Genomic DNA, 21112 nt, shown 5'->3' on the forward strand with positions numbered 1-21112 from the left:
TGACTCCTTTACAGACTTAGATTGATATTGTTTCCTGAAGGGTCTTGAGTGAAATATCTTCCCTCTCGTTCCTGGATGGAAGCTCCCATGGACCGTAGACGTTGAATGGTTGTCATGAGCTTTTCTTCACTTAAAAAGTGCAGCGTGAACCAGTTTAGACCCGCACTGTTTTCTGTCGGCCTCGGTGCTCCCACACCATTCCAGGTATTCAATCCGATGTGATGATGATATCCACCTGTTGAAATGAAAAGTGCATGATTTCCAAACCGGCTGACTACGTCGAATCCAAGTCCTTTTCCATAGAATTCTTCCGTTGACTTCAAATCTGACACGTGCAGATGGATGTGCCCCATCACCGTGCCGGCAGGAAGTCCATGCCACGATTCTCCTTCTGCCTCGGCTAAAAGTCCTTGGGCATCGATGGGATCCACCGCCATCTCTACCTGATCTCCATTCCATTTCCAATACGTCGATGGACGGTCCCTGTATATCTCAATTCCATTTCCATCGGGATCTTGTAAATAAAGCGCCTCACTGACAAGATGATCAGATGAGCCAAGCCTAATATTCAACCGGACCATGTGAGCCAATATTTTGGCAAGCTCTTTTCGATTAGGCAGCAACAAGGCGAAATGATAAAGCCCCGTCGTCCTCTGCTCTTTAGGCATGATATGTTCAGGCTGCTCCAAGGTTAACAAAGGTTGAATGCCGTCCGCGGTTAAAGTTGCCCTCTTCTCTGTTTGATTCAATATTTTAAACCCGATTACTTCCTGATAAAAGGATAGAGATCGACTTACATCCTGTACCTTTAGGTTTACTTCACCAACAAAAGTATGGGGTCCTTTATGAAAGTTCATCTTTATTTTCCTCCAATTTAAAGTGGATTGTTTATACTATTTGTTATTAGGTTACTTTATGTAACTTATATTATTTTAATAACTAATTTCCGTCAAGTAATTTAATTACTATCTTAAAAAAATATGGTATACTTCTAATTAGATTTTTTTCGATTAAAGGAGGCATTGAAAGTGAATCAATCTGAAATATGCCCACGATTTGAAAAAGCAATCGGCATTTTAAGTCAGCGTTGGACAGCCCTTATCGTATACCAACTGCTTTCCGGTCCACAGCGGAACTGCACCATTAAAGAGGCTATCGGCATCAGCGGCAGACTCCTTTCAGAGCGGCTAAAGGACCTTGAAAAAGAAGGGATCCTTAAGCGTGATGTCTACCCTGAAACGCCCGTACGCATTGAATATTCGTTAACGGAGAAAGGTTACTCTTTAGAACCTTTAATGAAAGATATAGAAAAGTGGTCCCAGGAGTGGATTGAGAAGGATTGACTTAACCCGTCAGGTTATTGGCGGGGTTTTTTTGTTTGATTGAATGAGAGGGTGTATGTGGTTCCTTTTTTTGATCCTGTTGTGGGGAGGTTGAGGGATTGGAGGAGGCGTTTGGCTGCGTAAGGTGATTCAATTTCCAAAAACCATCTTAGATCAGCATTTTTTATTGTTGGACCAATAAGCAATTCATAATCTTTGAGAGCCTGTATATGAGCGGAACGATCTGTTTTTTTACACCCTGAACAAATCCAGGCACCATGTTTTCTTCTTAATGGGTGACTGTCGCAATCACTACACCTAACCCCTTTTATTATATCTTCTGCTGCAATATAATATCTTTCCATTACATTTGGATGAAACTCACGATGCTGCTTTTTCAATGTTCGAATGCATTTTTTCTTTTGTTTTTGGGATATCGATTCGTCCTGAATATATTTCTCTATAAGCGAAACTTTCTCCAATAAAGAATGGCGATGAATGACAAATTTGTTAATTGATTTGTTTTCGGGGGATGTTTTTATAATCGTGCGGTCATTACTCATGACCACGCAAGCGAAAATCGGGATTGTCGGGAATTCATTTTTACTTAACCATTCCTCAAGCTGTAATTTCTGTCGCTTAACCTGAAGCGTCGGATCTGGCAACGCTGCTTCCACACCGTCTTTCGTTTGTATTAATTGATTAAATATGGGGTCAAAAAATGCAGTGCCAGCGAGATACTTCACTTCAATAATGAGAATGAATGCTGTTGTGAGGAGGAGTGTGTCAATCTGGAAGTAGTTGTTCTTATGTGGAAGCCTTAGATCGTTGAGTATAGAGTATTTCTTTAAGTCTAACGAGGTTAAGGTGTAATCTAAAGCCTCTTCTCCTTTATAGCCTGCCATTCTTTTACCAAGCTCTTCAATAATGACAGTTCGTTTTGGGTGCTGAGGAGGTAGTCTGCGGAGTAAAGCTTGCAATGAGAGGATAATTCGGGGAATACTTCTTTCTTTTTCAATCATTTGATCACTCCAATCTGCTTTGTACTACTTTCTATTCTCTATAATCAGGTAAAAGTCCTGCCTGAACCTATCTGGTTATGATTTATCGGCGAAATATTAATTTTAACGGCGAAATTGAGAATATAACGGCGAAATTCTCATTTTATCGGCGAAAACTCAATTATAACGGCGAAATCCCCATTTTATCAGCGAAACACCCAAACCACCGACCTCGCCAACCACCACCCCTCCACAAAAAACCATTCCCTTCCCACCCCACCCATAGTATATTTAGAGTAACGAAATAAATAGACTGCGAGGGACGGACCTACTATGTGGAACAATAAAAATGTGTGGATATTATTAATCGGAGAATTCATTGCCGGGCTTGGATTATGGCTTGGGATCATCGGCAATCTGGAATTTATGCAGGAGAAGGTGCCATCGGATTTTCTGAAGTCGGTCTTACTAGCTTCCGGGCTATTAGCCGGGCTTGCTGTCGGTCCGTTGGCAGGAAGGATCACGGATCAGGCGAAAAAGAAAACCGTGATGCTCGTATCAGGGTTCACACGGGCGCTGAGTGTCGTTTTTATGCTCATCGCCATTTATACGGGCTCGGTATTATGGATGGTCGTCTTCTTAGTGAGTATTCAAATCTCTGCCGCTTTTTATTTTCCTGCTCTTCAGGCTGCTATTCCGATGGTGGTCAAAGAAAAGGAACTGTTGCAGATGAACGGGGTCCATATGAACGTGGCCACTCTCTCAAGGATCCTCGGTACGGCTTTAGCGGGGGTTCTACTGGTCATCATTTCTTTATCGATGCTTTATGTTCTTTCACTGGTCGCTTATCTTGCCTTGTTCATCATGACGTGGTTGCTGACAATTGACGAAACATCTCAGGCAAAGTCAGAAGGAACAAAACCGAAAACAGCAGGCTTCAAAGAAGTATTCCCGGTCATAAAAGCCCTTCCCATTGTCTTTATGACACTTGTGATGACACTGATCCCGCTTTTGTTTATCGGCGGTTTCAATTTAATGGTCATCAACATCAGTGAGCTTCAGGATAGTTCCGCCATTAAGGGCTGGATCTATACAGCTGAAGGGATTGCGTTTATGACGGGTGCGTTTGCCGTAAAGAAAATCGGGGAGAAAGTGTCGCCATATAAAATTTTGTTCACCTTTAGTTTTGTGATCGGGATTGCGCAAATGCTCCTTTACTTTGCTACAAGTCCCGTGATGTCAGTATTAGCGTTCACTGTGTTTGGCTTTTCTGTAGGGTGTTTCTTTCCGACAGCGGCCACCATTTTTCAAACTCGCATCCCGAAGGAATTTCACGGCCGTTTCTTTTCGTTCAGAAATATGCTCGACCGGCTCATCTTCCAAGTTGTCCTGCTTTTAACCGGCCTCCTATTGGATCTTGTCGGTCTGCAGATCATGACGGTTCTATTCGGATGCCTTTCGGTTGTGATGACTGGGCTCTTCTTTTCGAAATTCAGGCAGCTCCGGACGACGACCCTCTCAGAACAAACAGGCCAGGCTAACATCTGATTGTGAGCTTTTTTTGTATAATAATGAGAATTATTATCAATACTATGTCAAAAGAAGACAACCACGGCTATGGTTGCCTTCTTTGTCTTACATACCTGGTTCGAATGTTTTGCAATCCGTTTCTTCGCTGTTATGTGCCTTGTTCCCTTTATGACTGACAACGAAAATCTGGTCTGCAGAGCATTTCTTTCCTTCACTGTTGTATCTGCAGTTGCTTACTTCACACATTACGTCTTGTGCCATGATTATACACCTCCCCTATACCAATAGAGTGTACGTTTCGTTTCAGGTTCATACCTTCACATCATTAAAAAGGGGCTCCCCCCCATAAAGGTAAGCCCCTGTTTCTCCTATAATTCCAATACGTCTTCCTGATTCACTGCTACCCCTCTTCGTTTCGTCACGATTTTATATGCTGCCACGGTCACCAATACGACTCCACTGCACAACATATATAAAACCGGGAAGCCGAGCTCTGAGGAAACGAGCCCCAGCACAAACGAACCAACGGCAATCCCCAAGTCATAAAAAATAAAGAAAGTAGCGGTCGCATGTCCCGTTCTCCTCTTTGGTGCCGCCTGTATGGAGATGGTCTGGAAACTCGGAAGCAGTGCACCATACCCAAGACCGATCAGGGTTCCCGCCATTAGCAACAGTGCAACGGAATGAGTCATGCTTAAAAGAACCAACCCTATGGCAAAAATAAAAAGGGATGGATAAATCACCGCATTCGGTCCAGATTGGTCGAATAATCGTCCAGTAAATGGCCGCGACAATAACATGGCCGCTGCAAAGACGACAAAGAATAAGCTGACCGATTCAAACAGACCGATTGATTTGGCATAAACGGATATGAACGACATGATTCCTGAATAGGCAAAAGACGTCAAGAAGCCCACTAATGCAATCGGGATCGCCTTTACTTCCATCAAATCCTTGAGGGTCAATCGTTTCGATACCTCCGCTTTTATTGCATCCTCTGTCACCTCAATACCGAACGTGCAGAGGAACCCAATGACGATGATCCATGAGAGTCCCATGAACAATGATGCATATGGAATCCATCGAATGAGGGCCAAAGAAAGAAACGGTCCTACCACTACCGCTACATTCATCGACATCGCAAAATAACCAAGCCCCTCCCCTTTCCTGCTTGCAGGTATCATATCAGCGGCAATTGCCACTAAGACCGTTGAGCCGATACTGAACCAGATTCCATGAAAGAAGCGCACCCCCATCAATAGATAGAAATCATGTACCCAAAAGTAAATAAATGAGGAGACGCCAAACAGCATCACACTGATGATGAGCGTCTTTTTCTTGCCAAGTATTTCAATGATTTTCCCCGAGAACGGCCGTATAAGAATGGCTGATAGTAAGAAAACCGTCGTAGCAAGTCCCGCCTGTCCTTCTGTTCCATGCAGCTGATCGATCACATAAAGTGGCAGGATCGTTAACAATGAGTAAAAAACTAAAAATAGAAAAAAATTATTCAGTAGCGCCATGAAAAAGGGACGCGTCCAGATGTTTTGTTCTGCTGATTGATTCACTACCATTCTCCTTTTTAAAAATAGTTGTTATGCTAATTATATCTACAACATGTATATTTGTAAATATAGTTGCTATGACAATTAATTTGCAGTATTTTTATGAAAACCTCTAAACATATCCTCATTTCATGTATGATATAGATAAGAAAATGAATGTAGAAGGTGAAAAACAGTGACCATGACCCGAGATGAAACCATCGGCTTGTATACGAGCCACACAGTAAAAAATATCATTCGATTCCTCACCCTCCACCTGAAAGATTTCGATGTGACGCCTGAGCAGTGGACGGTGATGAAAAGACTTGCTGAACAGGATGGAATCAGTCAAAAACAGTTGGCCATCAGATCGGAAAAAGATCAGCCCACCGTGACCAGAATATTAGACATCCTGGAAAGGAAAGAACTGATCTACAAACAGAAAAACGCTGAAGATAGAAGATCTTTTTTAATTTTTATAACGGAAAAAGGAAGGACCGCGAAGGACGAGCTGTCCCCTTTTATTGAAAAATTATATGAGGATACGATTCTGAAAGGAATTTCAGAGGAGGATTTAGAAGTATATAAAAGCGTTCTTTCTCAAATCAACGCAAACATGACCAAAGGATAGGAGTGTCTGAATGAAGCAAATTCCTGTTGCCCTCCAGATGTATACATTGCGGAACGAGGCGGAAAAGGATTTCAGAGGTACACTGCAAAAGGTGGCTGAATTGGGCTATGACGGCGTAGAACTTGCAGGCTATGGAGGATTGACTCCCAAGGAGCTGAAGAACACACTCGATGGTTTCGGGCTTCGGGCAGTATCCAGCCACATTCCACTGTCTGAACTAAGGAGTTCTGTGGATGATGTGATCAACGATCAGCTTGAGCTTGGCAGTCGCTACATCGTATGTCCCTATTTGTCCCCTGAAGAACGATCAGAGGAAGAGTATTTTCGATTGATTGATGATTTGAACTCCATTGGTGCGAAATGCTTTCAAGAGGGGATCACCCTCTGCTATCACCATCATGAATTCGAATTGGCGACTCTATCCAACGGAAAAACGGCTCTTGAAACGATTCTTTCGGAAACGAACCCCCATTGGGTCAAAGCCGAGTTTGATATTTATTGGCTGACGTATGCCGGAGAACAACCGGTGGAGTGGTTGAAGCGTTACCAAGGTCGGACTCCTCTTGTCCATTTAAAGGATATGACAACCGACGGAGAACGATTTTTCGCGGAATTGGGATCCGGTGGTGTGGACCTCGGTTCTGTCCTTGACTTTGGTGCCCACAGCGATGTGGACTGGTGGATCGTCGAGCAGGACGATTCAAAGATCCCTCCCATCGACAGTGTTCGGAAAAGTCTAGAGTATCTACGGCAAATCAAAGTGTAATGAAAAAGGAGAGCCACCATTTCGCAGGCTCTCCTTTTTCCATCATTATTTTAATTTCGCTACAATCTTCCCTTTCACATGGCGTTCTGATAAACGAATCAGAGCATCCGGCACTTCTTCAAGTGTGACTGTCTCTTTCAGCATGGCATCCAATTTCCCTTGTTCCAATAGGGAAAGCATCTCATTCCCTATTACCGCAAAATCCTTCTGGGCTTTCATATCATCCGTTTGATGCGCTGCAGCAAGAGCGATTTCATGGTACGAAACGACTTTCGTGAATGATTTGATTTTGTTGAAATCCGGCGCACCGGCGATATATACCATATGCCCCATATAGGCCAAAGCATCAAGGGAATCCGTCGCACTTTGTCTGCTGACCGCATCCACGACGGCGTCTACTCCACGGCCATCCGTGATTTCCATCACCCTCCGAATGACGTCTTCTTCCCGGTAGTCGATGACATGATCGGCCCCAAGAGATTTCACATAATCGTGATTGTGACGGGAAGCAGTGGAAATGACGGTCTTTCCTGCGAGCTTCGCAAGCTGAACGCCAAACCCGCCTACTCCTCCGGCCCCTCCATGGATCAGTAGCGTATCGACCTGGTCCAATGGCAATTTGCGGTGAATGGCCTGGTGCGCCGTATAGCCTGCAGTCGGCAGGGCTGCCGCATCTTCAAAGGAAACGCTGTCCGGAATGTGAGACGCAGTATGGGCTGTGATGATCGCATATTCTGCATAGCCGCCTTTTTTCGTAAAATCGCCGTGGTAGACGACACGATCTCCTACTTGAAAGTCTGTTACTCCCTCACTTACTTGTGCGACCACTCCAGCTACATCCAAGCCAAGGATATGCGGATAGGACCAGACCGGCATCCCGTTGGTTGCTGTCTTATAATCAACCGGATTCAACCCTACAGCATAGACCTCCACGAGAAGTTCTCCGCTTTCTGCTATTGGGGTTTCAATTTCCTCCACCTGCATGTCTTTCCATAGCCCTTTATCCTTTAATAATAATGCCTTCATTCTATTCATCTCCTAATAGAGTTTTATGATTCATTTCCTTATATGGTATATAATATATACTGTACATTCATTACACAAGTAGGCACTATTTAGTATCCTGGTTACCGTTTGGAAACCTTGGAAGTGCCTTCGTTAGTTAGATACTGGGAGTTCAACTGTTGATTATTCCTTAATATTCAGCAGCTGAATCTCCGTTCTTTTTCAACTGCTGATTCAACAAATAATCACCGAACATAAACCTGGAGGTACTCATATGAAACAACTGAACACAGAATATCAATGTGCCATCGACCTAGTGATCGATGTCATCGGAGGGAAATGGAAGGTTCTTATTCTATGGAATTTAAACGAAGGGGTCAAAAGATTTAATGAGTTGAAGCGCTCTATGCCGAATATCACCCAGAAAATGCTTACCCAGCAGCTCCGGGAATTGGAGGAGCATGGACTGGTCTCGCGGACCGTCTACCAGGAAGTTCCCCCTAAAGTGGAGTATTCAACGACCGAGATGGGGAAGAAACTCCAAACCACACTCTTTGAAATGTGCAAATGGGGAGATGAATATGCCGAGCAGAAGGGGATCGAAATGAACCGGTGCTGGACGTCTTATGATTTTATGGAGGATGATCATTAGTATGATAAAAGGACTCGCCGCAGTGGCAAGTCCTTTTATCATTTATTTAACCAGTATCTGTCCAAATGCCTTTTCCAACGTATCGTATTGAAAGACGAATCCCGCTTTTTCCAACCTTTCCGGTATGACCCATCTGCTCTTCAGGACCAGCTCGGTTTCCGTTTTAATGATCACGGCACCTGCTTCAAGCATCCATTTCGGAGTCGGTAGACCTATTTTTCTGTTCATGACATCCCTTAACTGCGCCATGAATTCCCGATTGGTGACAGGATTAGGAGCTGAACAGTTGAACACGCCGCGTAACTCCTTTTCTTCATTTAGAAAAAGAATGACACGAAATAGGTCTTCGACATGAATCCAGCTGAATCTTTGATTACCCGGCCCCTGGACACCTCCAAGGCCAAATCTGACCAGATTTTTGTATGGCGTCATCACTCCGCCATCCGGTCCCAAGACGATGGCTATTCTTAACGCAGCCTGCCTGGTTGCCGGTAATGAGAAAGAGAAGAATGCTTTCTCCCACTCTTTTGCCACTTCTGCTGAAAATCCTGTACCGATATCGCCTTCTGACTCGGTCATGGGGCGGTCCTCTGCATGGCGATAGATCGTTGCCGTGCTGGAATTGATCCATAGTGGAGGGGGATCCTGACACTGTAATAGGGCATTTCCCAGGATTTCCGTTGTTTCGGTCCTGGAACGGAAGATTTCCGCTTTATTTTTTTCATTGTAACAGCAGTCAACTGACTTCCCTGCAAGATTAATGAGCATATCTGCACCTTCTAATGATTGGACAATGTCATTGTCGCGATCCCACGAAACATGTGGGGATTGCCTGGAAATAATGGTTACTTTATAGCCTCTCTCCAGAAATTTTTTCTGAAAGTAACGACCGATAAAACCCGTTCCCCCAGCTATGACAACATTCTTTCTCACAGTATCAACTCATTTCTATATAAAAAAAGTTTGTGAATAATTTCACATTTTATTATACCAAATTCTGTAACCAATTAAAACCGAATTTCCCATGTTTCTCTCATGCACAAAAAATAGTGGAATATTCCTAGAAAAATATTTTTCCACGATTTGAATAGATAACGGCAGAAATTCCCCTCTATTTTGTTTTATATCGACATTTTAGAACACTAAATATTTCAAATTTACTGAAAATTACCATTTTTTTCATTGTCAACCTTGCCATTTTTTACTAGACTACTAATTAGCCGCCGGGGCCAAAAGGAATAGCTATTTCCAAATTCTATGATCAAAAGGGGAAATTGTAATTATGTCGAAAAAGAAATTAGTCAGTTTAGCACTAGGTACTTCTCTTGTATTCAGCGCATCCTTTACAGGTGCGTCCGCATTCGCCCAGTCTCCAGATTCTATTACTTCGAAAATGGAAATTCATCAAAAGGTCATGAACATAGATAAAAAAGGACCTAGCTTCTTATCTGGGAAACTATCAAAAGGTATTGTAAAGAACGATCAAGACGTGAAAAAGTTCATGAAAGATAATAAAGAGCTTTTCGCCGTCGATCCACATTCTGAACTGACATTGCTTGAAAAAACAACAGATGATCTTGGAATGTCTCACTATAAATTCACTCAATCAGTGAATGGTGTACCAGTTGACGGAGCCATCTTCATTGTCCATACAAATAAAAAGAATGAAGTGACGGCTACAACGGGTCAACTTTATAAAGAAGCTTCTAAAAAAGTAACCAAGACTAAAACTAAAATCAACCAAAAATCAGCTACGGATCTTGCTTGGAAGCATATCGGGCTATCTAAAGCAGACACAATGACAGGAACTCAAAACGAGTTCGCCATTGATGCGAAGAAAGACAGTCATGTTGATAGTACAACCGAAAAGAATGATCTCGTCATTCATGAGAAAGACGGAAAGTTTACTCTTGCGTATAAAGTGCAGCTTCAATTCATCGAGCCTTACGGGGCAAACTGGCAGATCTTTGTTGATGCGAAAGACGGATCCATTGTCGAAGCGTATAATGCTGTAGCAGATGGAGCTACGACAGGAAGCGGCTACGGAGTTTTAGATGATTATAAAACTCTTAATACTTATTCTTCAAATGGAACGTATTACTTATACGATGTGACGAAACCAATGAACGGTGTCATTGAGACGTTTACGGCTCAAAATGGGTCAAGCCTTCCAGGGTACTATTCAACTGACAGCAATAACTCTTGGACTGCTTATTCCCAAGCGGCTGATGTAGATGCTCACGCTTATGCCGGTAAAGTCTATGACTATTATAAAAACACACATAACCGCAATAGTTTCGACAATAATGGAGCGACCATCCGCTCTACAGTCCATTACGGATCCAACTACAATAATGCGTTCTGGAATGGTTCACAAATGGTGTATGGTGACGGGGACGGATCTACTTTCACATCCCTATCAGGCGCACTGGATGTTGTTGCACATGAGCTGACTCATGCCGTGACGGAACGTACTGCAGGATTGCAATATCAATATCAATCAGGTGCTTTGAACGAATCGTTCTCTGATGTATTCGGCTATTTCTTAGATCCAAGTGATTACTTAATGGGTGAAGATGTCTACACTCCAGGTATTTCAGGAGATGCCCTGCGCAGTCTTTCAAACCCTTCTAAATACGGTCAACCGGAACATATGAATAACTATGTGAACACATCTTCCGATAACGGTGGTGTTCATACTAACTCAGGTATCCCGAATAAAGCGGCTTACAACACGATCTCAAGCATCGGTAAAACAAAAGCAGAGAAGATCTACTACCGTGCGCTGACTGTTTACTTAACACCAACAAGTAATTTCAGTTATGCTCGTGCGGCCCTTCTTCAATCAGCTGCTGACCTTTACGGCAGCGGAAGCTCAACTTATAATTCCGTTAAAGCAGCATGGGATGCTGTAGGAGTTTATTAATTCATACGAAAGATATGACAAAAGCCGTCCATCTGGGCGGCTTTTTGTCATGCTTACTCATTTTGCTAATATCTTAAAAATACTAAAGGTTCAACTTCAGAGAACCGATATAATGAATATAGGTATATTTTCTCATTTCCATTTGTTGATCAAGGAGGGATGTTCATGTTTGAACACTTATTTATTAACCTGTGTGTCTTTATCTCATTTCTATATTTTGCCGGGATTGTGATGAGAAACCCGCGTAAATCCCCCATTCCCTCTCCTTTATTGATGGGCATATTCTTTGGGATCCTAGGGCTCGCTCTCATGAACTTTACTATCCCCCTGAATCATAATAGCATAATGGATTTGAGACATTTGGCAATCGTCACCGCTGCCGTTTATATCGGTTGGATTCCTGCGCTTTTATCAGCATTCATCATTACGACAGGCAGGATTCTGATGTTCGGGATAAGTACTCAGGCGGTCGTTGCCGCAATCGGGATGCTCTCTATCGGCGCCATCTGCGGCTTCTTGTCCCGCCTACGGATCGGTAACCTGAATAAGCTTCAATCGATGAACACCGTAAGCTTGATCATCATATTTTTAGCTTTAGTCAAAAACATCGGGATTTCAGAAACCTTAAAGGTCTTTCCGTATCATTTTTTCACTTCCCTTGTGGTCGGTTTTATTGCATACTTTATCGCCGAGCAGATTAAGCGTTCAAATGAGCAATATCATCTGCTGGAACAGAGCGCGACGAAAGATTTTCTCACAAGCCTTAATAACGTAAGACAGTTTGATGTTAGTTATAATGAAGCCCTTAAACATGCAGTGGAAAGAAATGAAAAGCTTTCGTTACTGCTCATTGATATCGATCATTTCAAGAACGTAAACGATACATTTGGTCATCATGCAGGTGATGAGGTTCTGAAAGAACTTGGTAAAGTGTTGAAGCACCAATCTAGGAGCTTTGATATTGTCTCAAGGAATGGTGGAGAAGAATTTAGCATCCTCCTTCTGGATTGCCCCCATAGTCATGGGATGGTGATTGCGGAAAGGATCAGAGGAGCTGTTGAAAAACATCCATTTTTCATTTCGGAAGAAAAAATGATCCGCATTACGATTTCAATTGGAGTGTCCACGTTTCCGGATACCCTTTCCCAGGATGGTGAGGAAATCTTTGAACAGGCTGATAAGGCTCTTTATCTCGCGAAGCGTACAGGCCGAAATAAAGTATGCGATTTTCAAATGGTTCAAGCCATACATTGATAAACCGCAACAGCATTCAACATCTTTTCCCAGGAAATGATGTTGAACACTGTCCTAAATAAACGAAAAGGAGAAAAGAATCGACTCTTTTCTCCTTTTCTTATGATTACTTTTACCGCCTGATTTTCACATAGACGCCATTATCTTGTTTTTATAATCTAATCCAAGTCCCGTATGTAAGCACTCTACAGCCGACTGTACATCTCTTTTCTCCATCACTGCGGTCACACTAATGGAAGATTCGCCGATCAATTTCACTTTCACAGCGTTTTCCAATAACATCCTGCATACCCTTATCTTAATCTCAGGCCTTCCTTTCAAATTCCGGCCGATCACCGAAACTTTTGAAAGGTTGCTTCGTTCTTCGATACGCGAGTACTTCCATCTGTCTTTCCCTTTCTCTAAGATGAATAATACCTCTTGAAGGTCTTCCTCCTTAATTAATACGGACAAAGTGTTTCGGCAACTCTGTGTATAGACATCCCCCTGAATATGACGGGATGCAAGCTCACACATGAATGATTCCCGGAACTCTTCAACGTCATCACAATCGAATATATCAACTCTATGAATCGCTTTTTCAAATGTGATGCCGGTCACAGGGCTTGCTTCATTCTGCTTTACCTTCCCATGGATGAGAGTTCCGGTGACATTTTCAAAACTTGATTTTATATACAGTGGAATTCCGAATCTCTTTGCATGTTTCACTGCTCTTGGATGAAGCACGTCCGCTCCCATGACAGCTAAATTCTTCATGTCTTCATACGAAAGGGAAGTGATTTTCGATGCTTTTGGAACAAACCTGGGATCAGAGGTATAAACTCCGTCGACGTCTGTAAAAATATCACACCGATCTGCCTTTAGAGCAGCTGCAAGAGCAGCTGCCGTTATATCGGATCCTCCTCTTCCCAAAGTGGAGATGTCCCCATCCACCGTTACGCCTTGGAAACCTGCCACCACAACCACTTTCCCATGATCTAATTCACTCCTGATACGCCTTGTATCAATGGATTCTATATGAGCATTCCCAAGAACGGAATCCGTTTGAATACCAGCCTGCCATCCGGTGAAAGAAATCGCCTCCACCCCTCGTTGTTGAAGAGCCATGGCAAAAAGGGATATGGTGAGTTGTTCTCCTGTTGAAAGGAGCATATCCCTTTCTCTCTTACTTGGTTTCGTGGTGATATCACTCACGAACTTTACAAGAGTATCAGTGGTTTTGCCCATCGCAGAAACGACAACCACCACATCATGACCTTTTTTCTTTTCCTGTATGACTTTCTCTGCCATTCGTTTTATTCTCTCGGTAGAACCGACAGAGGTACCACCGAATTTCTGAACAATTGTACTCAATTGACGATCCTTCTTTCTATAAGGGAATGAATGAGGGTGATTGGATCATCAATTTGACCCAACAGTCCGATTTAATTGAAATGCAGCCAGGGCGTTTGTGACTTTCCCGAATTCGGAAGCGTGGGGACGGTCATCGTCATCAGAATAACCGTAATCCACCATGCGATTTCGGTTCAGGCATAGTTTGGTAAGTTCCGGTTTAAAGAAGTCAAAGAGCTTAAATCGTTCTTCCAATTGCGGGAATCGAGACTGATAGTTGAGTATCGCATCGGCAAGAAGACTCCAGAATGTTTCTTCTTCCATCAGCCCATTATTCTTTAGCAGATTGCTCAAATATCTCAGGTGACAAATAAAGAGACCCGTGAAGATGAACTGAGTCAACCCTTCTGGCGCCTCTGTTCGAAGGACCGCCTTAAATTCAGACGACAATCCTTGCAACTCTGGAAAATCCTGATCTGAAATATTGACGTCATCGACAAAATCTTTAATCGCTAAACGGTGAGGTTTCGCATCCTTTAACACGACAATAGTATTTTGTCCATGTGGAGAGAATACCGTTCCGTATTGATAAAGATAATGAAGGAGAGGCTCCATTACGACTTTGAAAAATTGCTCCATCCATTCTTCCGTGCTGAGCCCTGACTGGTCTATCAAACTCTCAACATATGGTTTATGGTGATGATCTTCATACAATAAGGCAGCCAGGGTAATCGCTTGTTCCCCTTCTTCTAAGTACGTATAAATGCTTTCTCTCCAAATGGTTCCGAGCATCTCCAAGTACTGGTACGGCGCCTCCTTTAATTGGGTATAGTATGGGTGGTTTACGTTCATACTGGCATTTTCCCCCGGTAGGATGACCCGACATTCTTCTTTTAAGAAGTGATCCTTTTCTGCCATTCCTTTAATGAATTCGGTCACCTTAGGTGCGATTACGGTTCGTTCCGATGGCAGTCCCCGATACACTAGTGTGTTCAAGATACTCATTGGAAGCTTTACATGATGCTTATCTTTGTTTGTTATGTTCACAAATGTTCGGATCGATTGTTGAGGAAGATAGCGGTCTTCTCCCTTCCCTAGCGGAATGATTCGACCAATGGCCAGTTCCTCAGGAAAATTCTGAACCAATGTGTTTTTCCACTGCCATTCGTGTACCGGCATGTAATAGTATTGCGATGGTTCGCTTCCATGTTGTTTGACCTTCACATCAAAACGTATTCGTTCTTCTTCACTCAGTTCACTCGCAATCAACGCTTCATAATCCAACCCTTCCACAGATTGAAACGATGCCAGATCTTTATGGACGGCAATCCAGGATAGCTGGATCTCCTTTTGCTGTTCAGGAGCGAAGGCAAGGTAATCATCATATCCGAACCCGATTCTTCCTTTGTTGTATGTAATCCACGGGTGGCCGGTCATATAGCCTTCAAGGCTTGCGTAATCTTCATGAATTAATTCGTCCGATCTTTTTGCTTCTTTTTCTAGAAGATGGGCATCTGCTATCAACGTGCTGTTCATTTCCTTGATTAAATGGCCCGCCGTTTCAGATGACATTCCAATCACATCCTGAAGATCGACCAATAATTCTATTGCACTGTCTGCTTCCTTTCTCCCATCATTCTCAACGATATAGATCGTCGTCCATTTTACATCGAAACTATCAAACAATCGTTTTTGTGCGATATAGTGATAGTGCTTTGACTCCGAGACTTGAAGGGAATATTCGATATTCTCTCCTTCTTCTGAAAGGATGTTAGGCTGAATCATCTTTTCATACATATACTCTGACAGCATTTTGCCTATCAGTTTTTTGTTTACTTTCTTCCAGCTATCACTCTTAAATACACGTTGTATTTCTTCATTAAATAACATACTTATCCCTTCTTTCTTTTAGTCTATGTTCTATTGTGGTATCAGAAAGGAACGGGAACGGAAGCCGTTTTCGTTCCAAAGGTTTGAAACACATTTTTCGTCTGAACCGGATATACGTCTCTTCCTGCAATCGTATTGATAATGATGGCGTTTCGGTGGGCACCGAGCCCCAAATCAGGTGCTCCGACACCATGAGTATGCATCTCACCATTTTGAATAAAGATGTCACCCTCACCCTCTACATAAGTCTCCAGTCGATAGTCTTCTTTCACTTTGTATCTGCCATTTTCATCCCAGGCAATCGACTTTTTCATTTCCGATAGGAATCCTGGAAATGCAGGCTTGTAACCAGTGCCCAGGATGATCACCTCTGCTTGATCTACGAAATGTTCTTCCTTGATCCGATGATAACCATGCAGTTCAAACCCTTTTCCGTTTCTTTCGATTCCGACGATTTCTGTCATGGCTTGCAGTTCAATATCCGGCTCATCGCAGCCTACAGTTCGTTCATATAAAAGATCGTAAATTTCGGCGATCGTATCTGAACTGATGCCTTTATAAAGAAGATCCTGTTCCTTTAGGAGCCGATCCTTTTTCTCCTGGGGAAGCTGGTAAAAGAAGCGGGTATAATCGGGTGAGAAATATTCAAGGCCCAGTTTTGAGTATTCCATCGGGAAAAAACCTTTTGAGCGGGTATACCATTGAAGCGAGAATTCATGTTTCTCCTGCTCTTTTGCCACATCCAGGAATACTTCGGCGGCGCTTTGACCTGATCCGATCACGGCAACGGATTCCGCTTCTGCACATACTCCTCTCTTGGATACATAATCTGCACTGTGAAAGACGTTTTTCCCGAGCATACTTTGAAATGCTTCAGGTACGGATGGAACCGAACCGATACCAAGGATGAGATGCTTCGTAAATAAGGTCTCCGTTTGTTGAAGCTCATCATTCCATACGGTGACTTCATACACATTGTCCCCACTCCCCAAGGAGACCGGGACAACCTTTTGGACTTCCATCCCGAATCGGCACGTGTTTAACTGTTCGCTCACCCATTGGCAGTAATGGTTATATTCTTTTCGCGGGATGTGAAATTTTTCTAGAAAATAAAAATGATATAAGCGATTATGTGCCTCCAGATAACGTAGAAAGCTGTAATCACTTCGCACGTCGGCCATGCTGACTAAATCCGCAAAGAACGGCACTTGTAAGGTCGTTCCTTCAATCAGCATGCCAGGATGCCAATTGAAGGCTTTCTTCTTTTCTAAAAACACGCTTTTCACTTCGGCTACTGGATCCAATAAGGCCGCTAATCCAAGGTTAAACGGTCCCAATCCGATACCGATGACGTCATACAACTCATTTGTTGTCATTGTAGAATCCTTCATTCTGCCACCTCTTTTCAAATTCGCTTCTCTCACAAAACATGAGCAGTCCGGTTTTGTCCGGAAGATCAATGTGCTTCACAGCTTGAAACCCGCACTTCTGAAACACATGGATCATTTTGTCATTACGAATATCCGGTTCAGCCACAACTTTTTTCGTCTCCCTTTCGTGAAACTGAAACGAAACCATGGCCCTTAGCAATGGAAGGGAAAGTCCTTTACCGAGATACTCCTTTTCCCCAATTAACAGGTGGACACCTTGATCATAAGGGGCAGACGAATACGTTTCCTCGATCACATCGCCTTTTACCAAGTAGGCTTCCCAGTAACTCATCGGCACTCCATCGAGATACCCTGTATAGAGGGTTTGATGGGAATCTGATAAAGCTTTTTTCAAATGGGATTGAAATTGGTCTAATGGAATATTCAGGTTCCAGAATGGATGGACGTGATCCTCCATCATCCATTTGTGAATAAGCACCGCATCCCGGTCAAAATCAACTTTCTTAAATGCAATCGTCTTTTGAATTTCTTGATCATACACTTTGAAGTCATAGGACATGATGGATTTCCACCTCTTTGGCAAGGGGGTTTTTCACCATCGTATAGACTGATTGAGCCTCCATCGGACCGACTAGTTCGTCCATATCATAGAATCGGGTCAATAAGTTCGCCTTACACGGAAGGACCGGTTGATATAATAAGCTGCTGAGAAGATTGGAATCCTCCCCCCACTGCTGTTCATGAATCTCGAGTCTTTCTTTGACGAGATTCATCAGCCTTTCTTCTTCAATAAGGTCATTTGCCCCGAAACCATTGATCAGCCCGAATAAATGGTTAAAGAAAAAGTAATAGCGTAATCGTTCTTCTGCGACTTCATCAGCGCAAACCGTGTCACTCTCTTGATTCAAGTCAGGGAGCAGTTTTTTAAGCTTTTCCACTTTCGATTCACTGAAGTAATATCCCTGATTATCTCGATAATAGAAGGTTTCAGGGTAGCCATTCTTTAGTTGAATCACCGAGTTCTGCTGATGAGCTTCAAGGGCGATCCCGTATGTGTGGAACAACCAGATCATCGGATCCAGAGTCAGGGATAAGTATCGATCGAACCAATCCAGACTTACTTCCTCAAGACTCCTACTTTCTCTTTGCGCTATCCCTTCCATGATGGACTGTATCCTCGGTTTCCCTCCATAGGCATGGTCTTGGCATAGGGCTGCAATCAAGCTGGTCCCTCTACTCTTTTCATAGAAAGGGTTTTCCCTGATGACCAGTTCAAAACCTGAAATGTCCTCTTTTAGGTCCACGTTTATGTATGCAGGATCCTTGATGACGATAAAGTCTGGGAACTCGCTGTTAAGGCTCTTTCCTACTTCCGTTTCTAGTAATCTTGAAACCTCAACTCCCCTGGCTAGCTCTTTCTTTTGATTGACACGGAGAGAGTTTGTGATTTTGACAGGTACTGAGAATTTATACATATAGCGCGAATCGCTGCTATAGACGGTTCTGAACGACGACGTCGCCGTGAAGTGCTTCCCTAGGGGACCGATATATTCCATACGTCTTTCTTCCATCAGGCCTTGTACTTTTTCTTTTTTAAGTAGTGTATTTACTTGAAGGGGATGGACAGGAAGCAATACGCGTCCATTCTCTTCAATCATCTCCTGCAGCCAATTCGGATCAACCCCTGGGGCATCCTTTAGTTCCTCAAAAATAATGGAAGATGCAGATTGGGTCGTACTTGAATCCTGCTCTACCAATGAAAGATCTACACTAAAATAATGAAGCTGAAATTCCCCTTTATTTTCAGGTGAATACGCAAGATCTTCTTGGTCGGTCAAGCCCTGCTTACTCTTCGGTGTTGGATGTAGCATATGTCCGAAAAGAAGGGATTGCTCTGCATCAATATAATCAAACTCTTCATCCGAGAGTGCCTCACCATCACCAACGCGACTTTCAACATAGTTTTTTATACTCCGACAGCTCAGAATCACTCTTAAGAGAAGTTCATCTTCTGACCCTTGATTGCCCTTATCCAGTAAGAATTCTTTTACAACAAGGGCTGTAAGGGTCACATAGTCAAGTGGTTTCATTTCGCTTTCCCCTACTCGATAATAAAGGGGAAATCCGAAGAGATGGCGATCGGTAAGTGACCAGTATGCTACCGGGATAATCAGTTCAATCTGTTGCAGGGCTAATCGAGAGACGATGACTTTCTCGAATTGCCCAAGTGATGGATGATGTTCATAGCTGCTCTCTTCAGAATAGTTCCCTGTTTCCCTCAAGTAACAATTAAGAAAGCTTTGCATCGTTGCGTGTTCCGCAATTTCATTAGAATGTATCAAAGTATGACCCTCCGTTTACTAATTCATCGCCGATTTCTTCAATCTCTAGTAGAAGGGAATGAATATCTCCCGGCTTCGTTCGTGGATTTAATAGGGTTAATTTCAAGAAGGTATGACCCTCAATCACCGTTTTCGCAATTACACCTTTTCCTCTATAGAGGAGTCTCTGCTGAATCAGTCGGTTTAGTTGATTGATATCCATCCCCATTTCCAGCCTTTTAGGCTGATAGCGAAAGATGACTGTGTTGATTTCCGGTATCGGGTTCTGAATAACGATGTTCTCCTGTTCTTCCATATAAGCAGCTGTGTACCTGGCAAGCTTGATCGTTTCATCAATCATCTCTCCAAAAAGCTGGGTTCCCACTGTCTTAAGTGATAGAAACAGTTTTAACGCATCAAATCTCCTCGTCGTTTGAACCGACTTATTCACCAGATTTAAGATGCCCTCTCTATCGTCTTTCACAGGATTCAAGTAGTCAGCATGATACGAAAGATGACGGAAATGCTTCTGATCCTTGACGAGGAATGCTCCGCAGCTGATTGGCTGATAGAACAACTTATGGAAGTCCACTGTAATGGAATCGGCCTCTTCCAGTTCTTTTAACTTGCCGGCATGGGCGTGGCTCATCATCAGACCGCCGCCATATGCTGCATCGATATGAAGCCACAAACCGTGGTGACGGGCAATCTCTGCCAGGTCCACCATCGGATCGATGCTTCCAAAATCGGTCGTTCCACAAGTAGCAACAAGGGCAAAGGGTAATAGTTGATTCTGTTCAAGATTCCTGAGTGCTTCTTTCACTTCCTCAACGCTCATCCGATGATGTTCATCGGTCTTGACCGTCACGATCGCGTTTTCCCCTAAACCCAGTTGGGAAGCCGCTTTCTTGACTGTAAAATGAGCATCTTCTGAACAAAGGATCCTTAATCGGTTAAAGCGTTGGGGTAAACCATCCCTTTGGACGTTATGATTCCATTTCGCATGACAGAAGGCATCGCGTGCCAACAGGAGCCCCATATAATTAGATTGTGTACCGCCACTTGTAAACACACCGCCGGATGTTGCCGGAAGATTTAGTTTTTCTGTCAACCACTTCACCATTTCCTCTTCCACATAAGTGGCTGCTGTACTCTGGTCCCAAGAATCCATTGATTGATTGAGTGCAGCGATCATCAATTCCGCTGCCACTCCCGGAAGAAGCGGAGGACAATGTAAATGAGCCATGCTCTTCTGATGGGAAATATGAAGACTATTCTTCAGAATCGGATCACCGATTTCATGAAGGACGTCCTCAAATGATTTTCCTTCCCGTGTAAATGTCATGATCGGTTTGATCTCATCTTTTATCACATCGGGCATTTTCCCGATAAAAGGCTGCCCGGTAGAAGCATATAAGTGTTGGAGCTGCCGGCTGACTCCATCGACCATCTCATGAAAAGCCCGGAGTCCTTTTTCTCCTTGATGCAGGAAAAAGGAGTCCATGTTCTGATTGATTTCTTTATCCATTGTTTTCATTTTCATGATT

At 43.2% G+C, this 21112-nt stretch carries 19 protein-coding genes; 7 read left to right on the top strand and 12 right to left on the bottom strand.

The window, feature by feature from the left end; translation table 11 throughout:
• Window positions 1–8 precede the first annotated feature (8 nt).
• Window positions 9–857 carry a VOC family protein gene (locus ACIGG7_RS20625; RefSeq protein WP_397550879.1) on the bottom strand — a complete coding sequence of 283 codons (849 nt, stop codon included), beginning with the start codon at window positions 855–857 and terminating at the stop codon, window positions 9–11.
• A 171-nt stretch (window positions 858–1028) separates the two neighbouring features.
• Between ACIGG7_RS20625 and ACIGG7_RS20630 the strand changes: the two genes are divergently transcribed.
• Window positions 1029–1343, top strand: a complete 315-nt coding sequence (locus ACIGG7_RS20630; RefSeq protein ID WP_397550880.1) for a winged helix-turn-helix transcriptional regulator — start codon at window positions 1029–1031, stop codon at window positions 1341–1343.
• Window positions 1344–1357: 14 nt separating this feature from the next.
• On the opposite strand, the gene ACIGG7_RS20635 is transcribed toward ACIGG7_RS20630, so the two are convergent.
• On the bottom strand, window positions 1358–2344 hold the full coding sequence (locus tag ACIGG7_RS20635; RefSeq protein WP_397550881.1) for a nuclease-related domain-containing protein: 987 nt from the start codon (window positions 2342–2344) through the stop codon (window positions 1358–1360).
• A 312-nt stretch (window positions 2345–2656) separates the two neighbouring features.
• Here ACIGG7_RS20635 and ACIGG7_RS20640 point away from each other — a divergent pair, with 312 nt between their 5' ends.
• Window positions 2657–3871, top strand: coding sequence for an MFS transporter (locus ACIGG7_RS20640; RefSeq protein WP_397550882.1), 1215 nt, complete (start codon window positions 2657–2659; stop codon window positions 3869–3871).
• Window positions 3872–3958: 87 nt separating this feature from the next.
• Here the strand turns inward: ACIGG7_RS20640 and ACIGG7_RS20645 are convergent, their stop codons facing one another.
• Window positions 3959–4114 carry a DUF1540 domain-containing protein gene (locus ACIGG7_RS20645; protein ID WP_224944718.1) on the bottom strand — a complete coding sequence of 52 codons (156 nt, stop codon included), beginning with the start codon at window positions 4112–4114 and terminating at the stop codon, window positions 3959–3961.
• A gap of 107 nt (window positions 4115–4221) precedes the next feature.
• Window positions 4222–5421, bottom strand: coding sequence for an MFS transporter (locus ACIGG7_RS20650; RefSeq protein ID WP_397550883.1), 1200 nt, complete (start codon window positions 5419–5421; stop codon window positions 4222–4224).
• A gap of 178 nt (window positions 5422–5599) precedes the next feature.
• Here ACIGG7_RS20650 and ACIGG7_RS20655 point away from each other — a divergent pair, with 178 nt between their 5' ends.
• Both ACIGG7_RS20655 and ACIGG7_RS20660 read left to right on the top strand, forming a co-directional pair.
• Window positions 5600–6028, top strand: a complete 429-nt coding sequence (locus ACIGG7_RS20655; RefSeq protein ID WP_224945074.1) for a MarR family winged helix-turn-helix transcriptional regulator — start codon at window positions 5600–5602, stop codon at window positions 6026–6028.
• A gap of 10 nt (window positions 6029–6038) precedes the next feature.
• The gene (locus ACIGG7_RS20660; protein WP_397550884.1) at window positions 6039–6794 is read left to right on the top strand and encodes a sugar phosphate isomerase/epimerase family protein; all 756 of its coding nucleotides are present in this window, start codon (window positions 6039–6041) and stop codon (window positions 6792–6794) included.
• Between the two features lie 45 nt (window positions 6795–6839).
• Here the strand turns inward: ACIGG7_RS20660 and ACIGG7_RS20665 are convergent, their stop codons facing one another.
• Window positions 6840–7820: a zinc-binding dehydrogenase gene (locus ACIGG7_RS20665; protein WP_397550885.1), complete on the bottom strand. Its 981-nt coding sequence runs from the start codon at window positions 7818–7820 to the stop codon at window positions 6840–6842.
• Between the two features lie 253 nt (window positions 7821–8073).
• On the opposite strand from ACIGG7_RS20665, the gene ACIGG7_RS20670 reads away from it, so the two are divergent.
• On the top strand, window positions 8074–8451 hold the full coding sequence (locus tag ACIGG7_RS20670; RefSeq protein WP_397550886.1) for a winged helix-turn-helix transcriptional regulator: 378 nt from the start codon (window positions 8074–8076) through the stop codon (window positions 8449–8451).
• A 42-nt stretch (window positions 8452–8493) separates the two neighbouring features.
• Here ACIGG7_RS20670 and ACIGG7_RS20675 read toward each other — a convergent pair whose 3' ends face one another.
• Entirely contained in the window at window positions 8494–9384 is an 891-nt protein-coding gene (locus ACIGG7_RS20675; protein ID WP_397550887.1) for a TIGR01777 family oxidoreductase, read from the bottom strand.
• A 349-nt stretch (window positions 9385–9733) separates the two neighbouring features.
• Between ACIGG7_RS20675 and ACIGG7_RS20680 the strand changes: the two genes are divergently transcribed.
• Both ACIGG7_RS20680 and ACIGG7_RS20685 read left to right on the top strand, forming a co-directional pair.
• A complete protein-coding gene (locus ACIGG7_RS20680) occupies window positions 9734–11377 on the top strand; it encodes a M4 family metallopeptidase (RefSeq protein WP_397550888.1) in 1644 nt (547 codons plus the stop codon).
• A 165-nt stretch (window positions 11378–11542) separates the two neighbouring features.
• Window positions 11543–12631, top strand: coding sequence for a GGDEF domain-containing protein (locus ACIGG7_RS20685; protein ID WP_397550889.1), 1089 nt, complete (start codon window positions 11543–11545; stop codon window positions 12629–12631).
• 126 nt (window positions 12632–12757) lie between these two features.
• Here the strand turns inward: ACIGG7_RS20685 and ACIGG7_RS20690 are convergent, their stop codons facing one another.
• From ACIGG7_RS20690 to ACIGG7_RS20715, 6 genes are read right to left on the bottom strand one after another with little or no spacing between them, the layout of a single operon-like run.
• Window positions 12758–13984 (bottom strand): aspartate kinase, encoded by a 1227-nt coding sequence (locus ACIGG7_RS20690; protein ID WP_397550890.1) that lies wholly within the window; start codon window positions 13982–13984, stop codon window positions 12758–12760.
• A 48-nt stretch (window positions 13985–14032) separates the two neighbouring features.
• On the bottom strand, window positions 14033–15853 hold the full coding sequence (locus ACIGG7_RS20695) for an IucA/IucC family protein (protein ID WP_397550891.1): 1821 nt from the start codon (window positions 15851–15853) through the stop codon (window positions 14033–14035).
• A gap of 41 nt (window positions 15854–15894) precedes the next feature.
• Window positions 15895–17244, bottom strand: coding sequence for a lysine N(6)-hydroxylase/L-ornithine N(5)-oxygenase family protein (locus tag ACIGG7_RS20700; RefSeq protein WP_397550892.1), 1350 nt, complete (start codon window positions 17242–17244; stop codon window positions 15895–15897).
• A complete protein-coding gene (locus ACIGG7_RS20705; protein WP_397550893.1) occupies window positions 17216–17803 on the bottom strand; it encodes a GNAT family N-acetyltransferase in 588 nt (195 codons plus the stop codon). The genes ACIGG7_RS20700 and ACIGG7_RS20705 overlap by 29 nt, the downstream gene beginning before the upstream one ends.
• Entirely contained in the window at window positions 17793–19586 is a 1794-nt protein-coding gene (locus ACIGG7_RS20710) for an IucA/IucC family protein (protein ID WP_397550894.1), read from the bottom strand. The genes ACIGG7_RS20705 and ACIGG7_RS20710 overlap by 11 nt, the downstream gene beginning before the upstream one ends.
• Window positions 19573–21108 carry a pyridoxal phosphate-dependent decarboxylase family protein gene (locus tag ACIGG7_RS20715; protein WP_397550895.1) on the bottom strand — a complete coding sequence of 512 codons (1536 nt, stop codon included), beginning with the start codon at window positions 21106–21108 and terminating at the stop codon, window positions 19573–19575. Before ACIGG7_RS20715 ends, ACIGG7_RS20710 begins: the two co-directional genes overlap by 14 nt.
• Between the last annotated feature and the right edge of the window lie 4 nt (window positions 21109–21112).

Origin of the sequence: Rossellomorea sp. NPDC077527 (assembly GCF_044542955.1) — a bacterium.
GTDB classification, from domain to species: Bacteria; Bacillota; Bacilli; order Bacillales; family Bacillaceae_B; genus Rossellomorea; species Rossellomorea aquimaris_E.